At 40.7% G+C, this 25,888-nt stretch carries 17 protein-coding genes and 6 pseudogenes; 1 reads left to right on the forward strand and 22 read right to left on the reverse strand.

The window, feature by feature from the left end; genetic code table 11:
- Positions 1-152 precede the first annotated feature (152 nt).
- The 7 genes and pseudogenes from CWI32_RS01250 to CWI32_RS15460 form a co-directional block, all read right to left on the reverse strand.
- Entirely contained in the window at positions 153-1,028 is an 876-nt protein-coding gene (locus CWI32_RS01250) for an MBL fold metallo-hydrolase (RefSeq protein ID WP_100534452.1), read from the reverse strand.
- On the reverse strand, positions 1,025-1,447 hold the full coding sequence (locus tag CWI32_RS01255) for a YeeE/YedE family protein (RefSeq protein WP_005096132.1): 423 nt from the start codon (positions 1,445-1,447) through the stop codon (positions 1,025-1,027). The genes CWI32_RS01250 and CWI32_RS01255 overlap by 4 nt, the downstream gene beginning before the upstream one ends.
- Before the next feature lies 1 nt (position 1,448).
- Positions 1,449-1,864: pseudogene (locus CWI32_RS01260) on the reverse strand (YeeE/YedE family protein).
- A gap of 202 nt (positions 1,865-2,066) precedes the next feature.
- Complete coding sequence (locus tag CWI32_RS01265; RefSeq protein ID WP_100534453.1) at positions 2,067-2,789, reverse strand: ABC transporter ATP-binding protein; 723 nt, start codon at positions 2,787-2,789, stop codon at positions 2,067-2,069.
- Positions 2,782-4,005 (reverse strand): ABC transporter permease, encoded by a 1,224-nt coding sequence (locus CWI32_RS01270; protein WP_005096129.1) that lies wholly within the window; start codon positions 4,003-4,005, stop codon positions 2,782-2,784. Before CWI32_RS01270 ends, CWI32_RS01265 begins: the two co-directional genes overlap by 8 nt.
- Positions 4,002-5,225 carry an efflux RND transporter periplasmic adaptor subunit gene (locus CWI32_RS01275; protein WP_100534744.1) on the reverse strand — a complete coding sequence of 408 codons (1,224 nt, stop codon included), beginning with the start codon at positions 5,223-5,225 and terminating at the stop codon, positions 4,002-4,004. Before CWI32_RS01275 ends, CWI32_RS01270 begins: the two co-directional genes overlap by 4 nt.
- A gap of 299 nt (positions 5,226-5,524) precedes the next feature.
- On the reverse strand, positions 5,525-5,653 hold the full coding sequence (locus CWI32_RS15460) for a hypothetical protein (protein WP_005096127.1): 129 nt from the start codon (positions 5,651-5,653) through the stop codon (positions 5,525-5,527).
- A 27-nt stretch (positions 5,654-5,680) separates the two neighbouring features.
- Between CWI32_RS15460 and CWI32_RS01280 the strand changes: the two are divergent.
- Positions 5,681-5,851 (forward strand): annotated as a pseudogene (locus CWI32_RS01280) (IS982 family transposase); the annotation flags it as partial.
- A gap of 93 nt (positions 5,852-5,944) precedes the next feature.
- Here CWI32_RS01280 and CWI32_RS01285 read toward each other — a convergent pair.
- The 15 genes and pseudogenes from CWI32_RS01285 to CWI32_RS01355 all read right to left on the reverse strand — a co-directional run bounded on the left by CWI32_RS01285 (position 5,945) and on the right by CWI32_RS01355 (position 25,849).
- Entirely contained in the window at positions 5,945-6,496 is a 552-nt protein-coding gene (locus CWI32_RS01285) for a DUF2799 domain-containing protein (RefSeq protein WP_005096126.1), read from the reverse strand.
- 72 nt (positions 6,497-6,568) lie between these two features.
- On the reverse strand, positions 6,569-7,231 hold the full coding sequence (locus CWI32_RS01290; RefSeq protein WP_005096125.1) for a YMGG-like glycine zipper-containing protein: 663 nt from the start codon (positions 7,229-7,231) through the stop codon (positions 6,569-6,571).
- Between the two features lie 28 nt (positions 7,232-7,259).
- Positions 7,260-8,672: a tetratricopeptide repeat protein gene (locus CWI32_RS01295; RefSeq protein ID WP_100534454.1), complete on the reverse strand. Its 1,413-nt coding sequence runs from the start codon at positions 8,670-8,672 to the stop codon at positions 7,260-7,262.
- A gap of 79 nt (positions 8,673-8,751) precedes the next feature.
- On the reverse strand, positions 8,752-12,474 hold the full coding sequence (locus CWI32_RS01300; RefSeq protein ID WP_005096121.1) for a tubulin-like doman-containing protein: 3,723 nt from the start codon (positions 12,472-12,474) through the stop codon (positions 8,752-8,754).
- 52 nt (positions 12,475-12,526) lie between these two features.
- On the reverse strand, positions 12,527-12,937 hold the full coding sequence (locus CWI32_RS01305) for a hypothetical protein (protein WP_005096118.1): 411 nt from the start codon (positions 12,935-12,937) through the stop codon (positions 12,527-12,529).
- Positions 12,938-12,969: 32 nt separating this feature from the next.
- The gene (locus tag CWI32_RS01310; RefSeq protein WP_100534455.1) at positions 12,970-14,433 is read right to left on the reverse strand and encodes a hypothetical protein; all 1,464 of its coding nucleotides are present in this window, start codon (positions 14,431-14,433) and stop codon (positions 12,970-12,972) included.
- Positions 14,430-15,881, reverse strand: coding sequence for a hypothetical protein (locus tag CWI32_RS01315; RefSeq protein WP_228127733.1), 1,452 nt, complete (start codon positions 15,879-15,881; stop codon positions 14,430-14,432). Before CWI32_RS01315 ends, CWI32_RS01310 begins: the two co-directional genes overlap by 4 nt.
- A gap of 621 nt (positions 15,882-16,502) precedes the next feature.
- Positions 16,503-17,057: pseudogene (locus CWI32_RS01320) on the reverse strand (tyrosine-type recombinase/integrase); the annotation flags it as partial.
- A gap of 18 nt (positions 17,058-17,075) precedes the next feature.
- Positions 17,076-17,889: pseudogene (locus CWI32_RS01325) on the reverse strand (IS5 family transposase).
- 41 nt (positions 17,890-17,930) lie between these two features.
- A pseudogene (locus CWI32_RS01330) lies at positions 17,931-18,398 on the reverse strand (tyrosine-type recombinase/integrase); the annotation flags it as partial.
- A gap of 402 nt (positions 18,399-18,800) precedes the next feature.
- Positions 18,801-19,047 (reverse strand): annotated as a pseudogene (locus tag CWI32_RS15485) (Fic family protein); the annotation flags it as partial.
- Positions 19,048-19,175: 128 nt separating this feature from the next.
- The gene (locus CWI32_RS01340) at positions 19,176-20,078 is read right to left on the reverse strand and encodes a cation diffusion facilitator family transporter (RefSeq protein WP_005096111.1); all 903 of its coding nucleotides are present in this window, start codon (positions 20,076-20,078) and stop codon (positions 19,176-19,178) included.
- A gap of 63 nt (positions 20,079-20,141) precedes the next feature.
- A complete protein-coding gene (locus tag CWI32_RS01345; protein WP_100534456.1) occupies positions 20,142-23,306 on the reverse strand; it encodes an efflux RND transporter permease subunit in 3,165 nt (1,054 codons plus the stop codon).
- Positions 23,296-24,522 carry an efflux RND transporter periplasmic adaptor subunit gene (locus CWI32_RS01350; RefSeq protein WP_005096109.1) on the reverse strand — a complete coding sequence of 409 codons (1,227 nt, stop codon included), beginning with the start codon at positions 24,520-24,522 and terminating at the stop codon, positions 23,296-23,298. Before CWI32_RS01350 ends, CWI32_RS01345 begins: the two co-directional genes overlap by 11 nt.
- A 1-nt stretch (position 24,523) precedes the next feature.
- The gene (locus tag CWI32_RS01355; RefSeq protein ID WP_005096108.1) at positions 24,524-25,849 is read right to left on the reverse strand and encodes a TolC family protein; all 1,326 of its coding nucleotides are present in this window, start codon (positions 25,847-25,849) and stop codon (positions 24,524-24,526) included.
- Positions 25,850-25,888: the final 39 nt, after the last annotated feature.

Consider the following 25,888-nt stretch of genomic DNA (forward strand, 5'->3'; position numbering starts at 1 on the left):
CAAGCGGATGAGCGGGATGACACGAGGGTGTTGCTTAGCCGATTAGAACAATCCCAAAGATATGACCTTTAAAATGAAGCACTAAAAACTTGGAGGATGTATGCAGTCGTGTACATCCTCTTTTCATCACCAGGTTTTAAGAATTGAGGCATTCAGGCATGAAAATAATTCAGCGGCAGTTTTAAATAGGAAATACCATTGGCCTCTGCTTCAGGAAATTGACCGGCACGTATATTGATTTGAATCGCCGGTAAAATCAGTTTTGGCATACCTAATTGGGCATCGCGTTGCTGGCGCATTTCAATAAATTCAGCTTTGGCCATCCCCCTGTGAATATGGATATTATGCTGCTTCTGGGTCTGAATATCGGTTTCACAGACAAAGTGATCACGGCTTTCCGGTAAATAGTCATGGCACAGAAATACCCGGGTATCATCCGGCAATTGATACAGTTTTTGCACCGAATCGAATAGCGTTGCCGCACTGCCTTTGGGAAAATCACAACGTGCAGTGCCATAATCTGGCATAAACAAGGTATCACCGACAAAGACTGCATTCCCGACCACATAACTCAGACAGGCCGGTGTATGCCCCGGTGTCGGAATGTTATAGGCCTGTAGTGAACCAATATTGAATTTTTCATGATCCGCAAACAGATAATCAAAAGGCTGCGCCAGATTGAACTGTTTCATATCCAGATGATAGATCGCGCCAAAGACTTCCTGCACAATAGAAATATGCTGGCTCATGGCAATCTTGCCGCCCAACTGTGAATGCAGATATTGTGCTGCGGTCAAATGATCTGCATGCACATGGGTTTCCAGAATCCACTCAACCTCAAAGTTCTGCTGTCGTATATAGGCAATAATTCGATCCGCATGTCTGGTCGATGTACTGGCAGAAGCGGCATCATAATCCAGCACACTATCAATCACCGCACATTTTCCAGTGGCCGGATCACCCACCACATAGCTAAAAGTATGGCTATCTTCATGAAAAAAATCTTGAATTACGGCGCTATGACTCATGATGATGCTCCTGACCATTGACGATGTAGATAAACCCCTGCCAGCATGGCCATAATAAAATAAGTAGCCTGATAGTGGCCTAAACCAATGAGTGTCAGACTGGGCGCTGGACAGATACCGGCAATTCCCCAGCCGATACCAAATAAAAGACTGCCGCTCATCAGTTTAGAATCAATTTTCTGATTAGTCGGTAACTGGATCGGTTCATGAAATACAGTTTTAGCTACCGGATTTCGCGTGGCTTTCTGAAAAGGAATAAAGGCGACCATAATCGCGCCCAGCATCACAAAGGCCAGACTCGGATCCCAGTCGCCAAAAACATCCAGAAAATCCAGAACCTTTTCAGGATTGGCCATACCGGAAATCATCAAGCCGACTGAAAACAAACCACCCCATAAAAATGCCAGCAGATTTTTCATTTTAGCGCACTCCAATCAGGTGACGAATCCCATAAACTGTCATAAAACCAGCCCACATAAATATGGCTGTAGCCAAGATTGAACGTTTAGATAAACGGCTGATGCCACAAATTCCATGGCCACTGGTACATCCCGAGCCTAAACGGGTGCCAAAACCGACCAGTAAACCCGCAATCACCATCATCCAGGGACTGGTATTCAGTTCGATTTCAGGTTGTATGCATAGTCCATAAACAAATGGAATGATGATGAGACCCAATAAAAACCACAGAGTTGGCGTCTTGAAAATGCTTTGAGGTTAAGTACCTGTCCAATCAGACCACTAATGCCCGCGATCTGGCCATGAATATACAGATAGCCGACCACTGAAACACCAAGAAGTAAACCACCGAGAAAAGCGCTCAGGAAGTCATGCATCATATTTCACTTTCATCATTATATATTTTAATATTATATTTAATTAAATATTATTCAAGTTCTAGTCTGTTTAACTTATTTGATGGAAGATGATTATAGGCTCAAATCCAATGCATGCTAAGCTCTCTGGTTTCAGCCCTAGTCAGCTGTGACTAATAAAGAAATAATCTGGATCGGATCAATCTAATATTTGAAATATTGTCTAAGTTTCAATTGGATGAACCGTATGGGAATCACTTTCAATCCGGCCATCGACCAGATTAATGGTTCGATCACAGGTGGCGGATAGGCGCGGGTCATGTGTCACCAGCAGAACGGCGCAGTCGCGTTCACGATGCACTTTACGAAACAGCTCAAACATGTCGGCGGCGGTCTGCGTATCCAGATTACCGGTAGGCTCATCGGCCAGAAGTAAGGCTGGCTCTGTAATCAAAGCCCGCGCAATCGCAATCCGCTGTTGCTGCCCACCGGAAAGCTCGTTCGGTTTACGATCAGCAAACTTTTCCAGCCCCACTGCAGCCAGCAAATCCCGTGCACGTTGTAAGCCTTGCTGTCCGGGTTTGCCTCGCGTCATCATCAAGGGCATTAAAATATTATCCAGTGCAGTAAATGCCTGAATCAGGTGATGGAACTGAAATACAAATCCAATACTATTGCCACGTAATGCAGTCCGGCCACGATCATCCATGGCACTGGTCGGCTGTCCCAGTAAATACAGCTCGCCACTACTCGGTTGATCCAGCAATCCCAGAATATTCAATAGCGTACTTTTTCCGGAGCCAGAAGGCCCAATCAGAGCAGCAAAATCCTGGCGTTCAATACACAGATCAATACCATGCAAGACCTCAATTTCATTGGGCTGACCAATATTATAAGATTTGCGCAGCGCTTTTAAACGCAGGACTTCTTGAGATGGTTCAGACATGACGAATCGCCTCCACCGGATCGAGTGCCGCTGCCCGGCGTGATGGTACTGCAGCGGCCAATACCCCTGTTAATGTCGCCAACAATAAAGCCAGAAGTACCAGCTCGATCGAAATCGGGATATAAAATAATCCCGGGCCAAAATTATTAAATACCCAGACCAGACCATAACTGGCTGCACTGCCAACGACCGAACCCAGCAGACCAAATATGGCCCCCTGAAACAGGAAAATTCTTAAAATTTGTGACTGGGTGGCGCCTGTCGCACGCAAAATACCAATTTCCCGGGTGCGCTGTACCACGCTGACGGACATGACACTGGCAATGCCAAAAGCCACTGAAATTGCAACAAAAACAATAATCATATTGGTAGACAGGCTCTGTGCAGTAATCGCATTCATCAGCTGTGCATTGGTTGAAATCCAGCTTTCAGCCTTTAATGAGGTCAGGCGCCCCACTTGGGCCGCAATGTCATCAGCCTCAAAAATATCGTTAATGGTCAGATCAATGACAGTTACACCACCGGGCAGACCGAGTAAAGACTGTGCCTGTTTCAAGTCCAGATAAACATAACGCGCATCCAGTTCACGCACGCCCAGTTCAAATATGCCGGCAATATTTACCAAGGCACTGTTTTGCTGACCGGTATCCAGTCGCAATTTGCTACCGACCTGAACCCCCAGATCTTTGGCCAACTGACTGCCGATCAGTACATCATCCGCGCCAACACGTAACTGACCACTGGTTAAATATTCTTTCAATGGAATGATCTGCTGATAACGCTCCAGATCCATTCCGACCAAGGCCACGGATTCAATCGCATCACCGCGTTGTACAAAGGCCGGCCCGGAGACCACAGGCGACACAGCAGTTAATATCGGCAACTGATCCAGTGTTTCGGTAATCTGCTGCCAATTATTGATGGAACGCAGTCGTTGTGCGCGTTTATCTTCCTGTAACAATTGCACCGTCCCGGCAGGCGGCGGCACAATCCGGTTGACTTCATCGGGTGAGAGCAAACGGATATGTGCCTGTGTACCTAATGTACGTTCGACAATATTGGCCTGTAGCCCCTGAATCAGGGCCGTGATAAACACAATCACCGCCACACCAACGGCGACGCCCACCGTGATCATAATGGACTGCGCGCGACCTTCGCGCAAAAAACTGATCGCGATTTTCCATTCGATCCAAAGCCGCTCGAAAAAGTTTTTCAATCGAATTTCACCGGTAATTCATTCTTGCTATCGGTCGCGTCAGTCGAGCTCATCAATGAGCTATCTTGTGGCTTGAGACGGACTCGCGCACCCTCTTCCAGTAACGATTCGGCATTGGCCAGCACCTGATCACCCTCACTCAAACCTGAAGTTACTTCTGACATGGCCAGACCCCGTAAACCTAAAGTCACCAGTTGGCGCTGGATTTTTCTATCACGTACCAACACGACCACTGCCTTATTGCCTTTAATATTGCTAAGCGCATCGTTCGGAATAGCCAGTGCTCGCTCCCGTTTATCTGCCTCGACATTGACCGATACGGTCATGTCCTGACGCAGAAAATTTGGCACCGGGTTGACGGTTAATCTGACCTCTACCGTGCCCCGCTGCGGATCAATGCTCGGTGCAATAAAGTTAATGCGGGCCGGAAAAGACTGATCCGGATAAGCATCGCTAATCACGGTGGCATTTTGCCCTAAGGCCAGTTGCGGTAAATTCCGTTCATCGAGTGGCACCCGGATTTCTGTATTGCCCGTTAAGGCAATGGTAAATAAGGTTTGTCCTGGTTGAACCAGATCGCCTGGCTCGACATCCCGTGTCAGTACTGTACCTGCGACCGCAGCCCGAATTTTGGTTTTCGCCAGTTGCGCCTGTGCCACTGCCAGCTGTTCCCGAAGCGATGCTTCTTCAACTTGTCCCGTAGACAATGCCGCTGCTTTTAGACGAGCAGTTTCATAATTGTTGCGGGCAACTCTTTCTGCCTCTAAGGCCTGTTCTATTTCTTCAGCCGACAGGATACCCGCTTCGGCATTACGTCTCCGTGCTGCTTCACGACTGGCCTGTTCCAGTTGTGCTTTGGCACTGGCCAGTTCTGCTGTCGCCTGTGGTCGTCTGCTGGTGGCCAATTCAGTCAGTGCCAGTTCAGCCTGTCGTACTTGGGCCAGTAATTCATCCGATTTCAGCACCACCAAGAGATCACCAGGTTTCACCTGATCTCCTTCCGTGACCCGCCGCTCAAGTACTACGCCACTAATTTCACTGCCCACCTGAGCACGCGAGACTGTCGCCACGCGTCCGGTGGCCACTACATTTTGTATCAGCGGCATGGTGTTCAAGGTATAGCTTGGTAGAACCGGCCCCTGCCACCAGCGGAACAGAGCAAAACCGACTGCCAGTAGCAATAAGATGATGAGCAAAATTTTATAGCGGGCAGCGCGCAACTGAGAATCTCCGGTTGATGCATCCAATATTGAATAAGAAAGATAACGCTTTATTTATTTTCTTCGAGTGTCTAATTTACAACAGGTTCCTGCATAGATTTATAGATATTTTGTTGAGTTTAAATGAAATGTTGGATTCCTGAGCATGTTTAGCCAGCACTTATCGATTTCAGCTAAAGTGATCTATGACAGCTGCAACATTTGAATGAAGAGCTAAAATCCCGCTGTATGAAGCGACAGCCATGTCAAAGATCTGGATAGCATCAAAAACAGGCTAAAACATCGTTGATTTAGCCTGTTTAATGAATGATTGATTTAATAATTTTACCCAATAACTGATCACGTTGCGACAGGCTTTCGCCCAAAGGCGCCAACCGGATTTCCTGATTAACTTTCTGCCAGTTTAAATCACGCGGATCTGCCTTCATGGTACCTAGGGATTTTACTTAAAAAAGCCCAGCAAAATAGAAACATTATTCAGCCTATTGAAAGGACACTATAATTTAGTGACGAGTAAAGCTCGGAGTATTTCAGGGTCTTTAACTGGCATCTATGCTTCGTTATGTGCATACCAATTAACCCATCGAAATAAGCCAACCATTCAAATTATAAAGTCATTGGCTTAAACAGGATGAGAGTTAAATTAATCTTTGAAATAAGCAAATACAGTTTCTAGCTATCTGAGAAACTATATTTTTCAATCTTATAACTAACTCTTATTATTCAAAACTTGCCGTTCGCTTGAATTGCAGAATTTCTCGTTCTGCCATATTATATTCACGCTGAACTTGCCCCAACTTATTGCTAGCTTCGTTATATTTTTCACGATAATACTTTCGTGATTCTTCCTTAAGATCAGAGTTATACATATTAGATTTTGCTGTCGCAATTGTATCTTCAATCGATTTTAAATTTTTATTCGCCACATAAAACTTATTCGCCACATTGTAATAAGGTCGTAAGTTATTTTGCATTTCCATTGGGCAACTCTGATATGTTCCTCTACCTTGTAATGCGTAATCAAAAATAGTTTGTGGATTGCAATAATTTTTTAGACCTTTTTTATAACCAGTGGTATAGGCTTCTGTGTCTAAAATAGCGTTGTGTTTCATACATGCTTGAGTACGCTTTTGCATGAATGAACCATTACCGTTATAACCATCATTCTGACCAATTAAACCCCAATTGGCAGATAAACACTCATTTTTAGACATAATTGCACAACCATTCAGCATAACAATACTGCCTAACAGCAACATTTTTAATTTCATGAAGTTCTCAAAATATTGGCTACAGTAAAAATCCCAATATGTATCAATACATATTGGGATTTCTAAGAGATTTTAGACTAATGTGATCGTACGAGTATTGTTTGCGACTTTTTTACCATTCACGAGTAATTCAGTATCAAGTAAGTATTGTCCTTTTGATACACTCGAAGGAAACTTCCAACTGAATGAATTTTCAAAATCGCCAGAACTATAGCCTTGGGCTGTTGAAACCTGAACATCTTTCACCAATTCACGTATCACTTTTCCATTTGCATCTTTTAGAACTAATTTTTCTTGGACACGCTGAAGAGGATCAGCAACACCTTCTACAACAGTCAAATCTGATTTTACTGTAATATTTTGGTTCGCTGCCACAGTTTGATTAGGTAAAATAACAGTAGAATACTGTTGAACCCTTGTTGTTTGAGGCAATTTCCCTTTATTGGCTTTCTTATATGCCGTTTCAACTTCAGCAGCTGATTTTTTCTGAATGGTGTGGGCATTAATCATTAAGCATCCTGCTGCAAAAACCGCACCGCCAATAGCAGCACCTGTTGCAGCATAACTACTATCACCCACAGATGCCCCAATTGCTGCACCAAGTAGTGCGCCTACTGCTGTAGACATTCCCGTATTACATCCCCCATTGGCTGACGTTGCCAATCCCCCTGTACTCGCACAACCTGAAATAACTAAAGCTGAGCTCAACATAGCAACAGATATTGTCTTTTTCATTAAATTTCCCTCTTAAAGTATAAAATGATTATTGAATTACCATATCGTCAAAGGCTGCTGATTCACCTGCTTCAGCCTGACGTAAAATACGTTTTGCTTGACCATTACTCGGAGAAGCAGACAATACTTCTCGAGCCAAAGATTTAGCCAAACCGTAGTTATTTGCATTTAATGCACGCTCTGCACGACTGAGCTGAGAATCAAAACGTGCTTCATTCTGACGACGTGCTGCTTCTGCTGCTAGTTTACGTGCAGCCTCTTCAGCTTTCTGACGTTCTATTTGAGCCTGTTCTGCCTGGCGTTGTGCATCTGCACGCTCACGCTCTGCTTGTGCTAAACGCTGTGCTTGCTCAACTTCTTGATGCATATTTTGCTGTGGAAAATTTTCAACTTCATTTTGTATAGTTTCACTTTCTATAGATGCTTCCAGCTCTTCTTCTTGTTGAAGATTAAATTCTTCAATCATCGATTCGATCTGTGGCAACAGCTCTAGGCCACCTACAAGTTCCGCATCAAGTTCTAATGCAGCAAGCAATGTCTGATGTGCTAACTCCAAGTTTCCAGCTTGCAAATACTCTTTTGCTAAAGTGAGTTTCTCTTTTGCAGAGGTGGCTTGCGCTTCTGCAGATACAACCAACTGCACAAAACTTGCATTAATTTTACATTCTGCCTGGTTGAGTTTGATGATACTCAATGCACGTGTCGGCATTTTTTCACTCAAAAAGCTACTAATTTCTGCATTTACATTTTCACAAGGATCAACCTGTGCCTCTTCGTCTATAGACACTTCTTCTTGTATATTTTCTTTACCACTAAACAAGAAAAAGATCACCATCAAAAGTACGATAAAGGCAATCGCAATATATTTAAAACTCGAGGTTTTTTGCTGTGGTGGATCTAACAGTGTAGGTTGACTGGTTGATGGTAGTTGTGGAGGGGTTACGATTGGAGCCGCAGGCTGTATCGGTTCAAGAGGCTCATCTGGTTCAGCATCTAAGACTGACAGATCACTTTGAAACTTGAGTTGATATTGTTCCAAACTTAAATATTCATTTGGAATATTTGCTAGATGCTTTAAACGTACAAAAATTCCTTCATTTTTTTTAAAGGCGTAACGATCATAAGTTCGCATGTTTTCAAGGGTCGAACCAACAATGATGACACCCACTAGCTCTTTATTGCCCTGCTTTGTGATGTGTTTAACTACAACCGATGAGTTTGATTTTTCTTCGATTTGAGCTTCATTTTGGCTTTGACTTCCAATTGAATCTTGATTTTCACTCAATGACTCTCTTGGAATGATTGGTATTTCCTTTGACTCTACAGGCGGAGTTTGGAGTTGAACGTCATGCAAAGTACCACAAAAAGGACAATATTTTACCTTGAGCTGTAGCTTCTGCTGACATTCAATACAAACCATCTCTTCGTTCTGCTTAGCCATGTTATTTAACCTATTACTTCTTTTTTGTGTTGAGCGTTGGCAGTATTGCCCTTTTTCAAGGACAATACTGCATGAGCAATTATTGTAAAATTGGCGGGATACTAGGAATTGGTGGCGGCACAGGTATTGCAAGCTCAGGGCATTGGGCAATTGCGATCCAATTAGCTAAACCTTCACGCCATACCATCGTTGCAGAGTTAATCTGTTGCTGCTGCAACATTTCAACTACTTTTGAATGAGGGTATGGTCCAAAGTTTTGCCCATTGATCGCAATATGATATTGATACTGGGGTTGCTGCAAAATTGGGGGTGGCATTGCGCCTGGAGTAGGTGGAGGTGTCATACCAGGCATCGCAAATGTCGCTATTGGTACTACATCTGCCATGCTATTTTTCACAAGAAGTTGTTCATGTATTTGTAGGATACTTGGTGACATATTCATCACCCACTTCAGGCGTCGACCTTTATTTGGTTCGCGAATTTCATCCTGATATGCATCTTCATCTGAATCTTTGAGTACTTCAGCCCATTTTTCCATTTCTTCGCGATATTCAGTTAATTCATATGCACGCTCGATCAATTCTTGAGGAATTTCCTTACGCTCAGCTAATTCGATCAGCTCTTTCTTTAATTCTTTTGCAATAGCACATGCAAAACCGACATGTTCAACTTGCGCACCCGTTTCATTTTGAACAAGACGAGGGGTATAAATCTCTCGTTCATAATGATCAACTAATGCAATTAGCATTGTTAAATTTGCATCACTGAGTGATTTAAATTTCTGCTGCACTTGATCATAAATGTTATCACGGTAAGTCTGAGGTAAACCATTTAAACGGAAACCACGTTCATTGCCTAAGCGACGCACATCGCCACGTGCGACCGCAAATTCATACTGCCCACTTGGAATCAAGCCTGGAACGTCACAACGTTTTAAAACACCCAACATCACTGCTTTTAAGTAGCATTTAAAATCATCAGCCAAGCTGTTTAATTCATCAGGTGTTGGTGCATATGGATGCTTGAATCGTGTTGAGTCAATATGCGTATGTAGTGGTGTTCTTTCACTTTCTTTACGGTAACTAGTACGCCAAGTCTCAATACCCCGTAAAATCGTAAGAGGAATACCTGATAGCTCGACATAGCAGACTGCTCGACCAGGTTCTCCGGTTTCGACAATCGACAATGCTTGAGCATTTAAGCCTAAACCACTTGGAATACATCCCGTCAGTTCATGTTTGTACTTTTTGCTAAATTGATCTGCACCATTCACACCGATAAAACATTTGAAACGGTCTGGTGGTGGGGTGAAATCACCGCCCATTTTGGCATCAACCCAAGGCATGGCACGCTGTAACCACTCAGTAAATACATTCTGACGTTCAACTACACTCATATTTTCAAGTGCTTTATACAATGCATCTTCTTCTTGATCATTTTGTTCAAAAATAACTAGACGACGCTCTGCCATGCGAATAATTTTAAGCAATAATGGTGTTTGCTGATCCGGGTCAACAAGAATTTTAAATAGCTCTTTTGAACCACCAAAATCCTTAAATGCTTCAGCCGCCCATTCACACATTAAACGAGGATCTATTTCACGCTCTTTTACATCGTCAGTTTCAATAATTTGTAAAGTTGCATGCTTGGTACGAATTTGTTGATGAATCACTTCGCGATCGTGATCAAGACGTTTCATCATATCTATGACAGACTCTTGACCACTTTGCAGGTCACCCATCACACCATTCCAAATTGTTTTTCCACTTTCATCCACACCCAAACTGTTACCTAACCAGTTTGAAATATCTTGCATCAGTTCAATGGCTTCTAAAGCTGCTTTTGCACGCAGGTGGAAAGAAAGAATATTTGCGATATCTTTACGCAGGTTATCCAACACTGCACGAGCTTGCTCTTCTTTATTCCCACCACCAAATATAGCTAAAAGCCCTTTACCCTTTGTTTCTTCTAAATCTTTCAGTTGCTTTTCATATTCATAAGTCAATAAGGCATCTTTAATCGCAGTATAACGATTGGCTGAATTTTTGAGCTGTAATGTAATACCTGAGTTAGCATTTTCAATACGGTCTTTAATTTGTTCGACTAGCGAAATCACATATTCGAAACCACCTTGTTCGTGATTATCTAAATATAAATATAAACGGCTTTCAATATCTTTTTTGAGACTTTCAAATAATGCTTTTCGACGTCGCATGACACGGTCTTCAGCTGTATCTGCCATAGCATCTGTATTACGAATGACATCACGCATTAAGCTTTGCATTGTTTTGCGGACTTCATTTGCCCACTGTTCACGATCAATAATACTGATTTCACTAATACGCTGACTAACACGCTGACGTGTTTCTTCTGCGATATCTACTTCGACACCGTTCTGACCTGAGCGTAATAAAATATCTACAATTTCTAAATCCATAAATTCGGTATTTAACTCACGAATTTCTGGATTTTTTAATGTCGCAGCTGAAAACTCAGGAAGGTTATTAAATGGCACCAAATTGAGATTCATATTTTCGGCCATGAATGCATCACGCTTTTTTTCACTCGCCCGGTTAGCAGCAGGATTTGCGCTTGCTACACCAAAGAAGGCTTTAAGCATGTCCGCTGCCAAACTGTACGCATATTCATCATAGCGAGCACGACCAAGTGTGTCCAAAGTCGATTGACCAAATGCTGAATATGCACATGAATAATTCAATTTCATGTCACCAAAACGCCCTGTTGGTACAGGTGGTGCAAACATATGAATTTTATGTTGACGTTGATTTACTGCAACCGAACGTTTACGGTTGGCAAAGTCAGCAGAACGAAAATCCTCGAACAAAGTATCCGCAATCATTGAATACACGTCATTCATATTGTCCGTATGCTGGCGTGCGAGGTTACCGGAATCAATTAAATGAACTTCATCATACGGCTTCGATGCAAGCTGTGGACGATCATAATCATCCCATTTTTCAACATACTTTGAATGCCCAACCATTGCAGATTCAACTTCCATCAACGCTGCATAAGCATTGGCCTCAGTACGTGCTTTATTGGCACTTGAATAACCCGTCGGTAAGAACAACATCAACTCTACATCAGCAGCTTCAACTTCGTTGCTTGCTACCCATTTAGATAACCACCCCATATCCAAAAATGAACCTGATCCTGTACCACCCGCCACAGAACCCAAAACCACGATACGGAATTTACTTGTATCCAGCTGTAGATTTAATTTTCTCAGCATGTCATCGCGTGATAAACCTGCTTTTAATGTATTTAATTTTGAGCGAATTTTGTCACGTGTTTTTGGATATTTATCAAAGAAATATAAACGTGATACAGATCGAATCTGTCCCGCACCTTTTGCAGGATCAATGCCTAATTCACGAATTTTTCTCGGTGTTAACGGTAACCAATTTTGAATATGAGGATAACGACTCAGTGATGCATCATCACGGCTATATTTCTCAATATCAAAAGACTCTACAATTTTTTCATCATCCGTAAACTTGACTAAGTTATATTGCAAATCTTCAGTTTGTGCACGGCCACTATCAATAATTGCACCCTGATCTAAGTCAAAATGCATAAATTGTGCAATTGGAAACTGTGATAAGTTTTCTAAGCGAACATTATCACTGCCCCAACTTGCATTTAGAATACGACGACGTACACGCATCATCACTTCCATACCTGTACCACCGACACCAATATAAAGTGTTGGGCGGAGTTTTACGGTCTGCTCTGCTGCTTTGGCTGCAGTGCCTGTGTTGACATTTTGCGTGTCCGTCATTTTCTTCCCCTATTTTTGCTTATTTTTTAATTACTTAACTTATATTCAGTGCTTAAGCACGGCTTGATGTGAATGCCAGGACAGCACTTAGCAATGCAACAACACCTAATGGCCCCAAAATAAGCAGAGATAAGAATTTCACTGGATTGACTGCTGCCAAGACTGCACCAATGGCAACTGCAGCAAGGAAAATAAATAACCACCAACCTGCCATACTTGCTTTGCTCGGAGAAATACGTTTTTTTACCAAACTATTGCTGAAACCACGTTTTGCAAAAAAGAAAGCGATGAGAAGAACAACGATAATTCCTCCAGCAATCATGAGATCGCGAGAACCAGTTTCTTCTTGAACTGTTGGAACATTCACTGCTTGAACAGTTTGCGCTACTGTAGCTGTTTCAGTTTGAGCTTGTTCATCTGCTGTTGGTAAAACAAAACCGTTATTTGTATTTGACTCTGACATATATCCCCCTGGATGTTTATTAAACTTACTATTTAACGAAGTATTACACTAAATTTTTTATCTATAACTTGAACAGATGCGTCTGAAATACCACGTTTCACAATCGCAATTTCTTCCCCTGAATCACCATAAACACTCATCTTGGAAAATGGTTTTAATTGGATGGTTTGTTTTTTCAAGCCATTAACCCAAACATCGTATTTTTTACGTTTTGAACTCAATGCCAAAGCCAAAATGCCGAATACAAGTGCCAATAAAACCCCTGCAATCATGACTACAACTGGCCATAATGGATATTGCAAACGGAATTGCACAGGAATTGTGGCTGTGGAAGACTGAATACTTTGTGGTGCAACAAAGACATCCGATAAGGGGTCACTAGGAAATAAATTTTGCAAATTCTGTTTAAAATCTTCAGATAAGCTCAGCTTCTGCTCATACAGAGTCACGTCAATATTGGCAGGAATCGTAACTGCCTTACCCATTGCCTTAAACACTTCCCAAGACCATGGAGACACAATTAAATGCGAAGGAATTGGCACTTGAAATTCTAGCTTCGTGTTGTCTTTGGTCATCAAACGAATATCTGATTCAGAAATCTGAATCGGTGCTTGCATACCATTGGCCAATCTCAACTTTGCTTCAACGCGTGTTGCAGCAATGTTGTAAGGATAAAATTTGTTTTTTAGATCTGCTGTTAGCTTCAGTTCAGGAATAACATCTTTAGGTTCTAAATTAAAAACCAAGGTTTTTTGATCAGATGCTAAAGAAGCATGAATCGTAGACGAGTTTTTCACACCTGTTGGAATGAGTTGAACTGGTTCTTTGTCTAAAGGTTTTAACAATGCAGGTTGCTGGGTGAAAACCTTTTCCATTTGACCTGATTGAACCAAATGATTTAATTCAGTTTCAGCCTGATCACCATAAGCCAGGGCATAAACCATTAAGCCAGATGCATTAAAATGTTGTCCTTGCACAGGCATTTTTAATGGATATGCCATAACTTTGTTAATGGCAGGATCTAAATGTACCAGCTCATAGAATTCTTTATTGCGCTCAGCCGTAGCCGCATCATTATTTGGACTATTTTTATTGTTAGTAAAAATCCAAATAATGCCTGACTTTTTCGCAAATGGACCTGTAATCGTGGCAACGACAGCTTCTTTAAAATCGGTATCTGCATAGGCTTTATCAGATTTTTTCGCGATGCTCTGTTGGCTTAATTGCTGACTAATATTTTGTTTACCGGCGCCTCGATAAATCACCGTAGGTGATTTAGACACAGCATTGCTTTGGTTAAACATTGCTACCGCAATAGTGTCACTCGGTTGCGTGACGGTTTGAACCACAGCATTTACAAGTGGTTTTAATTGCGAGTTTTGATCTTGGTAAAAGGGTTCCATCCAACCAGAGTTTTGGACTAAAAATGCATGTTGTCCTGCACAAGTCAAAGATGATATAAGGCTAACTAAAGCCATTAATCCTATTTTCTTCATGCAGCAAGCTCCCAGCCTAAGATTTCAGTTAAGCTAGGGTTATAAAAATACAAAATGTTTTGATGAATAAAGAATCTTGACTGCAACGGCTTTTCAACTTGAACACGATGAAAATCTATGAGCCCATCATGCGTATCTATAAATAGCATAATATCCTGTTTAGACTCATCTGCAAGTTTCTGCTCAATACCTATATTTGTATCTGTATCAAAACTAAAACCTAAAATTAGTTGGTGCTTTTCATCCTCAATAAGTGGAACCGTAAAACGATGTGTTGGTTCAACACCAACTTTTTCTTTCCAAATATCTTTTACGTCAAGTTTGTCACCCAGGTAGAATTTTGAAAAGCCAGTGGTAAAACGAAATAAAGAAGGTTGTACATGTGGTTTTTCTGCATCGAGCTCGATATAACACCAAGGTCCTTTCTCAGCATTCTGACTTGTACAGAATTGGTAGAAATTACCTTTTCTATCATCATAAGGTGCGCCAAAACGAAAATCAGGCTTATATCCTGGTATCCACATCTCGTAAACGACCCTTAGCTCTTGATTATCAAGCCCCTCAAATTTTAAAATCAACTGGCCTGATTTACCAATCCAAATAATACGTCTATTGTCATACACTACTTTTTCAAAATAAATTTCTGATGCTGGATTATTTACTACTACTGATGTCTGCCGAGTAAGTACATCAACAACCTGCAGCTGATTATTGATCAACATTGGTTGTAATATTTTTTTATTCCAATATACAGGCATACCCAAACATGGATTATGTTCAGTCACATACTGCGTCTGATATCTCAACGATAACCCATCAATAATAACTCGTGCCAAACCAGCTTTAGTCGGAATATATAAATGAGGTGTTCCATCTGCACTCATAACACCTAAAAGGTGTAAATATTCTTCTATTGGTTCTGGGCAGCGCTCTAAACGCGGACCTTGATTACTTAAATCTAGCCATTCATTATTATATTGGCTCCAAATTGATAGACTTCCATTTACTTTATTCAATGCTATTAGCTGAGGAATATCTGTACCTGTTTTAATAGACACAAATTCAAAAATTCCTCTTGGCGGCATTTTAATTTTCAGTAGCGCATCATTACTGACATCAGGTTTACGTTCTAATTCTTTGAGTTGGCTACTCAATTGCAAGCCGTGATTATCCACATATTGACGACCATCATCATAATGTAAACTTTGCCCATAAGGTGCAAGCCAATATGAATCTGAATTGATTTTTGCTTTTTCTAGACGCTTACCCGTTTCAGGATCATACAAAAATTCAGAAGGATACATTTTCGCACCCAAACTTGGCAAATTAAGTAATTGCTTAACAAAGTGAGGATTCACATGATCTGCAATTCTTAAATTCGGCGTATTTTTTAAGGTATAACCGACTTTGTCATCTTGAACCCAAGTTCCGGATGCTAAATTCCACACTACTTTATCCTGATTATGAATCAAGACACACCCCATATTTTGAGTTTCTTTTGCAACATTCTAGACAGTTTTTTTTACTTTCAAACTATTTATTTGATTTTTTTTTAATAAAATTAGATAGTTAATATAACCTTAACAATGGACAAATATTATTTAACAAAAACTAACAAATTGTTTCATGTTTTATTTGAATTTTCCCATATAACGATTTAGTCAAAATAATCGTTATTACATGAATCATGTTTAAGCCAATGACTCCATAATCTGAATTGCTGAATGATTTCGGTGGCTCAATTTATATGCACATAGTGAGATATAGATCTCACATAAAAAACCATTAATATTAGGTAATGCTGATCAGTTAAGGAGTTTAGAAATAGACTCTTTAATTTTTTAGTCATTCAAGGCGGAGTATTAATGTTATAAATCAAATTCTTGTAAATTATTTGTTACTTTGGTTTCGCCCAAAGTAACCAAAGGCATTTGTCATCCGCAAAACTCGTCAGCCACCATCGACTAGTAAATTTGTCGCAGAAACAATCATTTTTAAATCTAGTCCTGCCTCAAACAGTTGCGGATGACTTTTCTATCTATCAGATATAATTATGAATTTGAAAAAGAAAATCCGTGTGGTGTCTGCCTGCCTTCATATCCCATACGGCGCAAAGCCATAATAAAAACGGTGTCTGATTTAGGCTTATTCTTATCCGATCTGCTCGGAAATAAATAATCTGAATTGGTTTGGTAGGTCTGCAATTCTTTTAATATCGTCACTACTTGAGTAGATAAAGGCACAACATGCTCACGCCGTTTCTTCATACGGTGCTCTGGGATATTCCATAGCCCTTGTTCAAGGTCGAACTCCTCCCATTTAGCTCCCCTTAACTCAGTAGGTCGGCAAAATAACATTGCTAAAAGCTGCAATCCCATCCGAACATCTATAGTTGGATAATTATTGATTGCTCTTAGTAGTGCAGGTAACTCCTGCTCAGTCACATGAGCCATATTTTCTTTTTTGCCTTGTTGTAGGTATTTTTGGATGCCTTCCACCGGGTTGTAATCCATTCTCCCAGTTACTTTGGCAAAATCGTATATATCACGACACATAGCACGAACTCGGTTCACCTGCTCATATATACCCTGCTTCTGCTGAATACTTTTTAAATGATTCATCCATTAGATCTCTTGCGAAAGTTAATTTAAGAGCATCCAATTTACCATTCCAGCAATTAAATTCATTCTTAGACCAAAGCGTTTCCGTCTATTTCTATAGCGTTCTGTTAATATCCGAAAATGTTTAAGTTTGCCGTTGATATGTTCAATTGTGATCCTACGCCGACTGATTTCTTGGTTGATCTGTTTTGCTATTTGGGGTAATGATAAATTCTTAGGTTTCTTGATTGGAATGAGTAACTTACTCTTAATCTGATGAAATCCTTTATAGGCTAAATCTGCCATGACACAAGGATAAATGACCATCTCCTTCAAATACTTACGCGCAATGTTCAGATCGTGTTTTCTGCCATCTTCAATCTATATACTTACAATTTGCTTTAATTTTGGGTTAAAAATGACCTGTGTTTTTAGCGTATGTTTCTTCTTTTTACCGCTATAAAATTTTCTTTGTTTTTTTGGGACGCTCAATCTGTGACTCAGTGACATCAACAATTATATAATCCTCCTCACTAAACTTTTGATTCCTTTTAAGCAATGCGAAAATCCGTGATTGAATCAGAGCATTTTCAACTTTCTGAATCGTACGATTCACATTACTTTCAGCTAGGTTATAGTCGGCGGATAACTCAATTTGAGTTCTATAACAGCGTAAGTAATTTAAAGTTAATAACAATTGATCCTCTAAACACAACGAATGAGGTCTTCCAGGTTTTTTCTTGGCAAGTTCAGCATGTTGTAACACTGATACCATTTTTAAGAATAATGGACGAGGAACTCCAACAAGTCGTTTAAATTCCCCATCATTAAATCTAGTTAAATTTTCATATTTCATGGAACTAGTATAAACAATTTTTTACTTTCGCAAGAGGTCTATTCAATCGGTTTTATGCTGGTGTACAAGCGTTTGCCTAAAACAGGAAATACATGTTTTTCCAATGCACTTTTATTTCTGGTCATCGTGTCCTGCACCCAAGTATTCGCTTTGGTGTCTAACCATTCACGGGCCAGAACTTCAAAGGTGGCATTGTGCTGTTCTAGTTCTTGCCGTTTACGTTCTTGCTTGGTGATGATTGGATTATCGCCGTGTGAAATATCCTTAATGATTTCTCTGGCCTTTTTACGTGAACCAGCTCCCGACAATTCAGGATAAGTACCGATACCCAACCACGACCATTTACCATCCGCTTTCTTATATCTGAATAACCATGCTTTTTTACCATCGGGCTTCACACGAAAATATAAGCCTTCGCCGTCCAGCTCCCGATACTCTTTTGATTCAGGTTCCAGATTAGCTAATACGGTATCTGATAGCGGCCACTTTTTAATATCGGATCTTTTCATTTTTGTATCACTGCGGTTTCAATAATTATTGAATGACACAAGGTGTGATACATGATAAGCAATGCTGTAGATATTTATAATTCGTTATAAGTACACGTAAAAAAGCCCTGAATCCTTTATAGATCAGGGCTTTCCAATTCATAAGTCATTATATAACGTCATGTGAATTTATAAATTTGGTGGAGGTGGCGTCAATTGAACTCAAAACCCAACCCATTCATTTTAAACATAATTTTACAAATATAAATATTCATTGACCCAATTTTGACCCAAATTAGATTTAGTGTATTGAATCACTTTAAAATCTTGTTCAAATCCAAATTCAGGATTAGAACTGGTGTACACATTTTAACACGTAAAGACTGAAGATCAAAAGCAATGTTATAACATTGCTTTTATTTACTACTCAGTATTTTCTATAGGCCATCTTTTTTTCAATTTGTATTTCTGCTTAGAGCTCTTGGTTTATCAGGAATTATTCGTTCAATTAATCTAGCCTCTAATGCAGGACTTAAATATTTTTTTTGAACGTTGCAAGATGCGATAAAGCTAATAATGACATAAGTTCGCTAAGGCTCTATTCCTTGTGTTCCATCGTTTCAATTAGGCGCTTAACTTGATCGCTGACTTGAGCGGTAGCTTGATCACTAGCAAAATTTTTTCCACTAAATGGTTCAAAAAATCCTTCAACTTAGCTATACAAAAAATCATCGCTACATTGTTTTACAAAATTGACCTATATTATCAATTACCTTTGTAATTACGACTACGTTTTTGTTACTTAGCATGCTGGTGCTTATGCCAATTATCATCTTCAATTTGTAGTGTCATATCACTGATATGATGCCGTTCATGAAGTATATGAAAAGCCTGATCGTATAATTTTTTTTGATCCACATCAGGTGCAACCAAATGCACGGTCAAAACCACCTTTCTTGACGTAATCGCCCAAACTTTTAACTCATGAATACTTTGAACCCCTTCTAACATTAATAAATCTGATCTTAACTTCTCAATATCAATTTCTTCAGGAACACCTTCTAACAATATATGGATACTTTGTTTCAATAATATCCAAGTTCTTGGAAGTACCCAAAACCCAATCAATACTGCAATCAGCGTATCAATCCACATCCATCCCGTGAAATAGATGATTAGTGCACCAATGATGACCCCGACTGAACCTAAAGCATCACTAAGCACCTCTAAATAAGCACCTTTAATATTGAGACTCTCTTTGCTACTCGAGAGCAAGATTTTCATTGAGATGAGATTGATGATCAGTCCGAGTATTGCCACAACCAACATCCCGATACTTTGAATTTCAGGTGGATTCTCAAAGCGCTGATAGGCTTCAAATAAAATATAGAGAGCAACAACAAATAACATCAGTGCATTAAATAATGCAGCCAGAATTTCAAAGCGTTGATAACCAAATGTACGCTTATCATCTGCAGGTTTTTGTCCGATTTTAATTGCCACTAATGCAATCGCAAGTGCAGCAGCATCTGTCAGCATGTGCGCAGCATCGGATAACAGCGCCAAACTTTGCGTCATAAACGCAGCGATGACTTCAATAATCAAAAATGTGGTGGTTAATGCTAAAGCGAAATAGAGTTTTTTGGCATTTTTTTCCGATGCTTCAAAATGACTGTGGTCATGTTGATTTGAGCTACTCATAGTGCTCTCCTTATTATTGATTATTCAAGGTAAGCCGAAGCATTACCTTGAATATATTTATACTTAATAGGTTTCCGTTTGTAGTAGCTTATTGTCCTGATCAGTATTGATCCAGCGATATAAAATAGGAAGCAATACAAGGGTGAGCATGGTGGATGAAATAATGCCTCCAATCACTACCGTCGCCAAAGGTCGTTGTACTTCTGCACCTGTTCCAGTGGCAAGTGCCATGGGCACAAAACCAAGTGAAGCGACACAAGCCGTCATCAGCACAGGACGTAGACGCAAAATTGCCCCTTTCCAGACGGCTTCATCTAAACTGTATTCATCTCTCAGCTCTTTGATAAAAGTCAGCATCACAAGACCATTCAGTACAGCAACACCTGACAGTGCAATAAAGCCAATACCCGCTGACATCGATAATGGAATATCACGTAACCAAAGGAATAAAACACCACCCGTTAAAGCGAATGGTACGCCTGTGAAAACAAGTAGACTTTCCTTCATGTTATGGAAAACCGCCATGAGCAAAATAAAAATAGTCAGCAAAGCGAGTGGAATCACAATTTGCATACGTGATTGAGCTGAAGCTAAATTTTCAAATTGCCCCCCATATTCAATCCAATACCCACTTGGCAGATCATAGTCTTTTAACTGTTTTTGGAGCTCAGTAACAAAAGAACCCAGATCACGTCCTTCAACATTCGTTGTCACAATAATACGACGTTTACCATTTTCACGGCTAACTTGGTTCACACCTTCGATTAGACTGACTGTCGCAACATCGGCTAAGACAATTTGCCCTCCACTAGGAAGCTGAATCGGCAACTGAGCAACTGTTGATGTATTTCGATCTTGATCAGTTAATCTAATTTCAAAATCAAAACGTCGATCACCTTCTAAGATTTCACCCACATTTTGACCACCAATACTGGTTGCCACAAGGTCTTGAATTGAACGCACACTCAAACCATATTGTGCAGCCAAAGTTTTATTTACCTCGACATTTAGTAATGGCAAACCTGAGGTCTGCTCAACTTTCACGGCACTGCTACCCGATATTTGCTGAATGATTTTGGAGATTTTAGTCGCCTCAGTATTGAGGACATCCATATCATCACCGAAGATTTTCACACCAACATCACTACGCACACCTGAGATCAATTCATTAAATCGGAGTTCAATCGGTTGTGAAAATTCACTATTATTGCCTGGAATCGTGGCTAAATACGTCACCATACGGCCACGTAATTCATCTAAACTTTCTTTAGGATTTGGCCATTCTGAACGAGGCTTTAACATGATATAGCCATCTGAAATATTGGGTGGCATGACATCTGTTGCAACCTCGGCTGTACCCGTTCTGGCAAATACTGCCTTAATTTCAGGGAAACTCTTTAAAAGAAGTTTTTCAGTATTCTCCTGAATACGTAAAGACTCTTCTAAGCCTGTACTTGGTGAACGCAACTGTTGTACCGCAAAGTCTCCTTCACTGAGCTGTGGTGCAAATTCACTGCCGAGTTTGGTACTGATAAATCCCGTAATCACTAATAAACACAGTGCAAAAGTCAGCACAACTGCTTTGTATTGATACGAAATATCAAGAGTTTGCTGATATTTAGCTTTTAGCCATAACATCCAACGACTTTCTTTTTCTTGAATATCGCCTTTGACCCACAATGCCACCGCAGCAGGCACAAATGTGATCGATAAAATAATAGCTGCAACAAGGGCGAGTACCACTGTCAATGCCATCGGATGGAACATTTTTGCTTCCACACCACTTAAAGCAAAAATCGGAAAATACACCACTAAAATGATCAATTGCCCAAAAATCAAGGGACGTCGAGCTTGGCGTGCGGCTAAAAAAACCTCTTTAAAACGCTCTTGTTGAGTTAATTGTCGCTTTAACTGTTGCTGAGTATGCGCCAAACGACGAATACAGTTTTCAACAATCACCACCGCCCCATCGACAATAATCCCAAAATCTAAAGCACCTAAACTCATGAGATTGGCACTGATATTTTTTTGCGCCATGCCTGTGAGTGTGAATAGCATCGACAATGGGATCACACAGGCTGTAATTAAGGCTGCACGAATATTCCCGAGAAATAAAAACAGAATGACGATGACCAAAATGGCGCCTTCAATCAGGTTTTTTTGTACCGTTTTAATCGCCTTTTCGACCAAACTGGTGCGGTCATAAACAGTTTCAATTTTAACCCCTTTGGGTAAGCTTTTCTGAACCTCTTGGATCTTAGCATCTACCGATTTTGATACCGTACGGCTATTTTCGCCCATCGCCATCATGGCAATCCCAAGTACCGTTTCCACACCGTTATAGGTTGCACCACCTGTTCTTAATTCATGACCAATGGAGACTTGAGCAATATCACCCACACGGATTGGACTACCGTTCGGACTTGCAATCATGGTGTTTTCAATATCACTGATATTATTCAAGGTACCCGGCACACGAACCGTGAGTTGCTGACCATTTTCCTCAATGAACCCTGCACCACGATTTTCATTATTCAGTGTCAATGCTTGCTGTAATTGATCTAAACCAATATTCAACTGCTGCATGCGACTAAGATCGGGCGAAACGAGATAGGTTTTATTATAGCCACCAATACTATTAACCTCAGCAACACCTTTAACTCGTTGCAGTTGCGGTCGAACAATCCAATCCTGAATTTCTCTTAAATCCATCGCTGTATAAGTAGAACCATCTACTTTTTTCGCATTCGGTTCGGCTGTAAGCACCCACTGATAAATTTCACCTAAGCCAGTAGATACAGGTGACATTGTGGGTGAAACTTGTGCAGGTAAATCAGCTTGCGCTTCTTGTACACGCTGGTTAATTTGTTGACGTGCCCAATAGATATCAGTTCCATCTTTAAATACAACAGTGACTTGGGATAATCCATAGCGGGAGATTGAACGTGTTAGCTCCAAATCTGGAATACCCGCCATGGCATTTTCAATCGGATAGGTAATCCGTTGTTCTACTTCAAGTGCTGTAAAACCATTGGCTTGGGTATTGATCTGTACTTGGGTATTGGTAATGTCAGGAACAGCATCAATCGGCAACTTCTGATAACTATAAATACCCACTGCAATCCATGTGCAGACAAACAGCATCACCCAAATAGCATTTTGAATTGCAAACTGAATAATACGCTCAAATAATCCTTCAGGACGAGGTAAATCTTGATTAATGCTCATGACCGGCCTCATCTTTTTCTAATTCAGACTTTAATAGAAAACTGCCATCCGCAATGTATTTCTGCCCTTCAGTTAATCCAGAAATGACTTCTAGCCATTGCCCATCCTGACTGCTCACGCCCACTTCTATTAGCTGTGCTTTAAGATGAACCAGTCCCTTTTCTTCAGACTCAATCACAAATACCACAGGTTTTCCTTCAACCTGCTGTAAGGCTTTTTTCTGGACTCTTAACGCTGTTTTTGCTTGTGCATCAGTCACAAAAACATTTACCAAAACATTTGGACGCAGTACATCCGCTTGTGTGGTGACTTTGGCACGCACTTGTAAACGTCCAGTTTGTAAATCTGCCTGTGAATTCAGCGTTTGTACTTTTGCTTGGTAATTTTGATCAGAACCATTGGTTTTAAAGTTTAAAATTTGCCCTGCTTGAAGATGAATATTTGAGGTATTTGGTAGATTAAATTCCAACCAAAGGTCTTTTAGATTTTCAATCACAAAAAGCTGATCCGCCAGTTGGACATTTTCACCTACCACAATGTCTTTTTGACTGATCATGCCTGGAATGGGTGCGCGAATAACAAAACGTCCATTTTGCCCAGTTGAACCTAGAGCGTGTAGACGGGCTTGCTGAGATTGCACTGTAATTTGGGCTTGGCGATAGGTATTTTCAGCACGCTGCAAATCTTGTTTTGCCGAAATACCTTGTGACCAAAGCTGTTGTTCTCGTTGGTATTCTTGCTGTGCCAAACGCAAACTTGACTGCGCAATGCTCAAATTCGCTTGTTGATCAATTAATTCAGGGATGGAAAGTACTGCAAGCGTTTGACCACGTTCCACATACTGACCAAGAGCAACATTAACTTGCTCAACATGACCACTAAAATTAGGCGATATATGCGCTTGTTGATCGGTATTCACCACCAATTTACCTGGCAGGGTTGTCAGCTTTTCAACCAATCCTGTGGATGCAACAGCAACTTTTAAACCTTGTTCAACCATTTGTTGGCTGGTCAGTTGTATTTCGCCTTCTTCAGCATGTCCTTCTTCAGAACTATCTTCATCAGAATGTTCGGCATTTCCCTCATCATGACCATGCCCCTCAGATTCAGTTTTTTTTGAACTTAACCAAATAGCCAGACTGACCAAGACCGTAATCAGAATCAAAACTACAATCATGAGAGACTGGGATATTTTTCCGTTTTGCTTGGCGTTCATTTTATCGTGCTCCCCCATTGATTAAATTTTGCGATGCTTCGACTGCCTTTTTATTCAGTTGTGTATAGGCATCCGAACGGCTAATTTCTTCATAACTTGTGCCAATACTGAGTGCCTCAGCTGCTAGGGCAGTTTGCCAAGCTTGACGTAGAATTTGTAATTGACCCAATCGAAGATTCTGCAGTTGGGTGGTTGCTTGCTGAACGTCGGTAATGGACAGTTTCCCTGCCTGAAACCCTTGTAAAGTACGGCTCTGAACTTTGGTCGCCAAAGTAACTTGTGCTGTTGTGGCATCGAACTGGCTACGTAAACCTTTGAGCTGTTGCATGCTGTTGGCAATATCGAGTATTTGTTGCTTCAGCTCACGCTGCTGCTGTTGGTTCAGCAATATTTGCTGTTGCTGGACCATCGGGATCGCATATTGCTGGCGATTGAAAATATTCAGTGGAATAGCCACGCCGATTGCTAAAGTCGTATCGTTGCTTTCATTAGGGGTTTTGCTACGTTTCATGCCTACATTTAAAGTCGGATTGGGACGTGCCTGAATTCTTAAATTTTCAATTTGATGATCCGATTGCTGAATGTTCAAGGCATAGAATTTTTCTAGCCACCCTTCAGCAATATACCGTTGCACAGTTTGGAGACTTTGCTCTGGCCAAGGGATAGCGGTTTTATTCAATTGAAGATGTGAAGATGTTTCTCCCCCCCACAAATTAGACAGCTGACGACCGGCAGCTTGTTTATTCAGCATCGCTTGCTGATAAAGTCGTTGGATTTCTAGCGCTTCAATTTGGGTACGCTCAAAATCAACCAGGGCAATACTGCCTGCCTGATAGCGTTTCTGGGCACTGTCCAGATTGGCTTTACTTGTTTTTAACTGTACTGAATAAGCAGACTGCTCAACCTCAGCAAGTGCAAATTGCGACCATGCAAATTTAACAATCAGTTGGCTTTGTGCCTTCCATAATTGCTGTTGCAATTGGATTTGTTGATTCGAGGTATTGGCAATCACCCGGTTCAGCTTACGCTGACCAAATAGATCTAGAGGTTGACTAACGCCAACATTGAATTCCTGTTCTTGACCTGAGCCAAAGCCAGACTGTTCTAAACTTATACTTGGATTCTGCCATAACCGACTTTGCTGAATATTCAATTCAGATATTTGCTGAACTTGTTGCCACAGCTTGTCTTGAGTCTGGTAACTTTGTACTTTTGCTAAAGCGGATTCAAAGCTGGTAACGTTTTCAGCATAGCTATATTGCATAGCCGCTGCACATATACAAGCAACCAAGCTATGACGCAAGAGTATAATTGATTGTGAAGACATGATTTTTCCCACTTATTTAAATAATAAAAGTGGTGGGAA

Source organism: Acinetobacter pseudolwoffii, assembly GCF_002803605.1.
Taxonomy (GTDB): domain Bacteria; phylum Pseudomonadota; class Gammaproteobacteria; order Pseudomonadales; family Moraxellaceae; genus Acinetobacter; species Acinetobacter pseudolwoffii.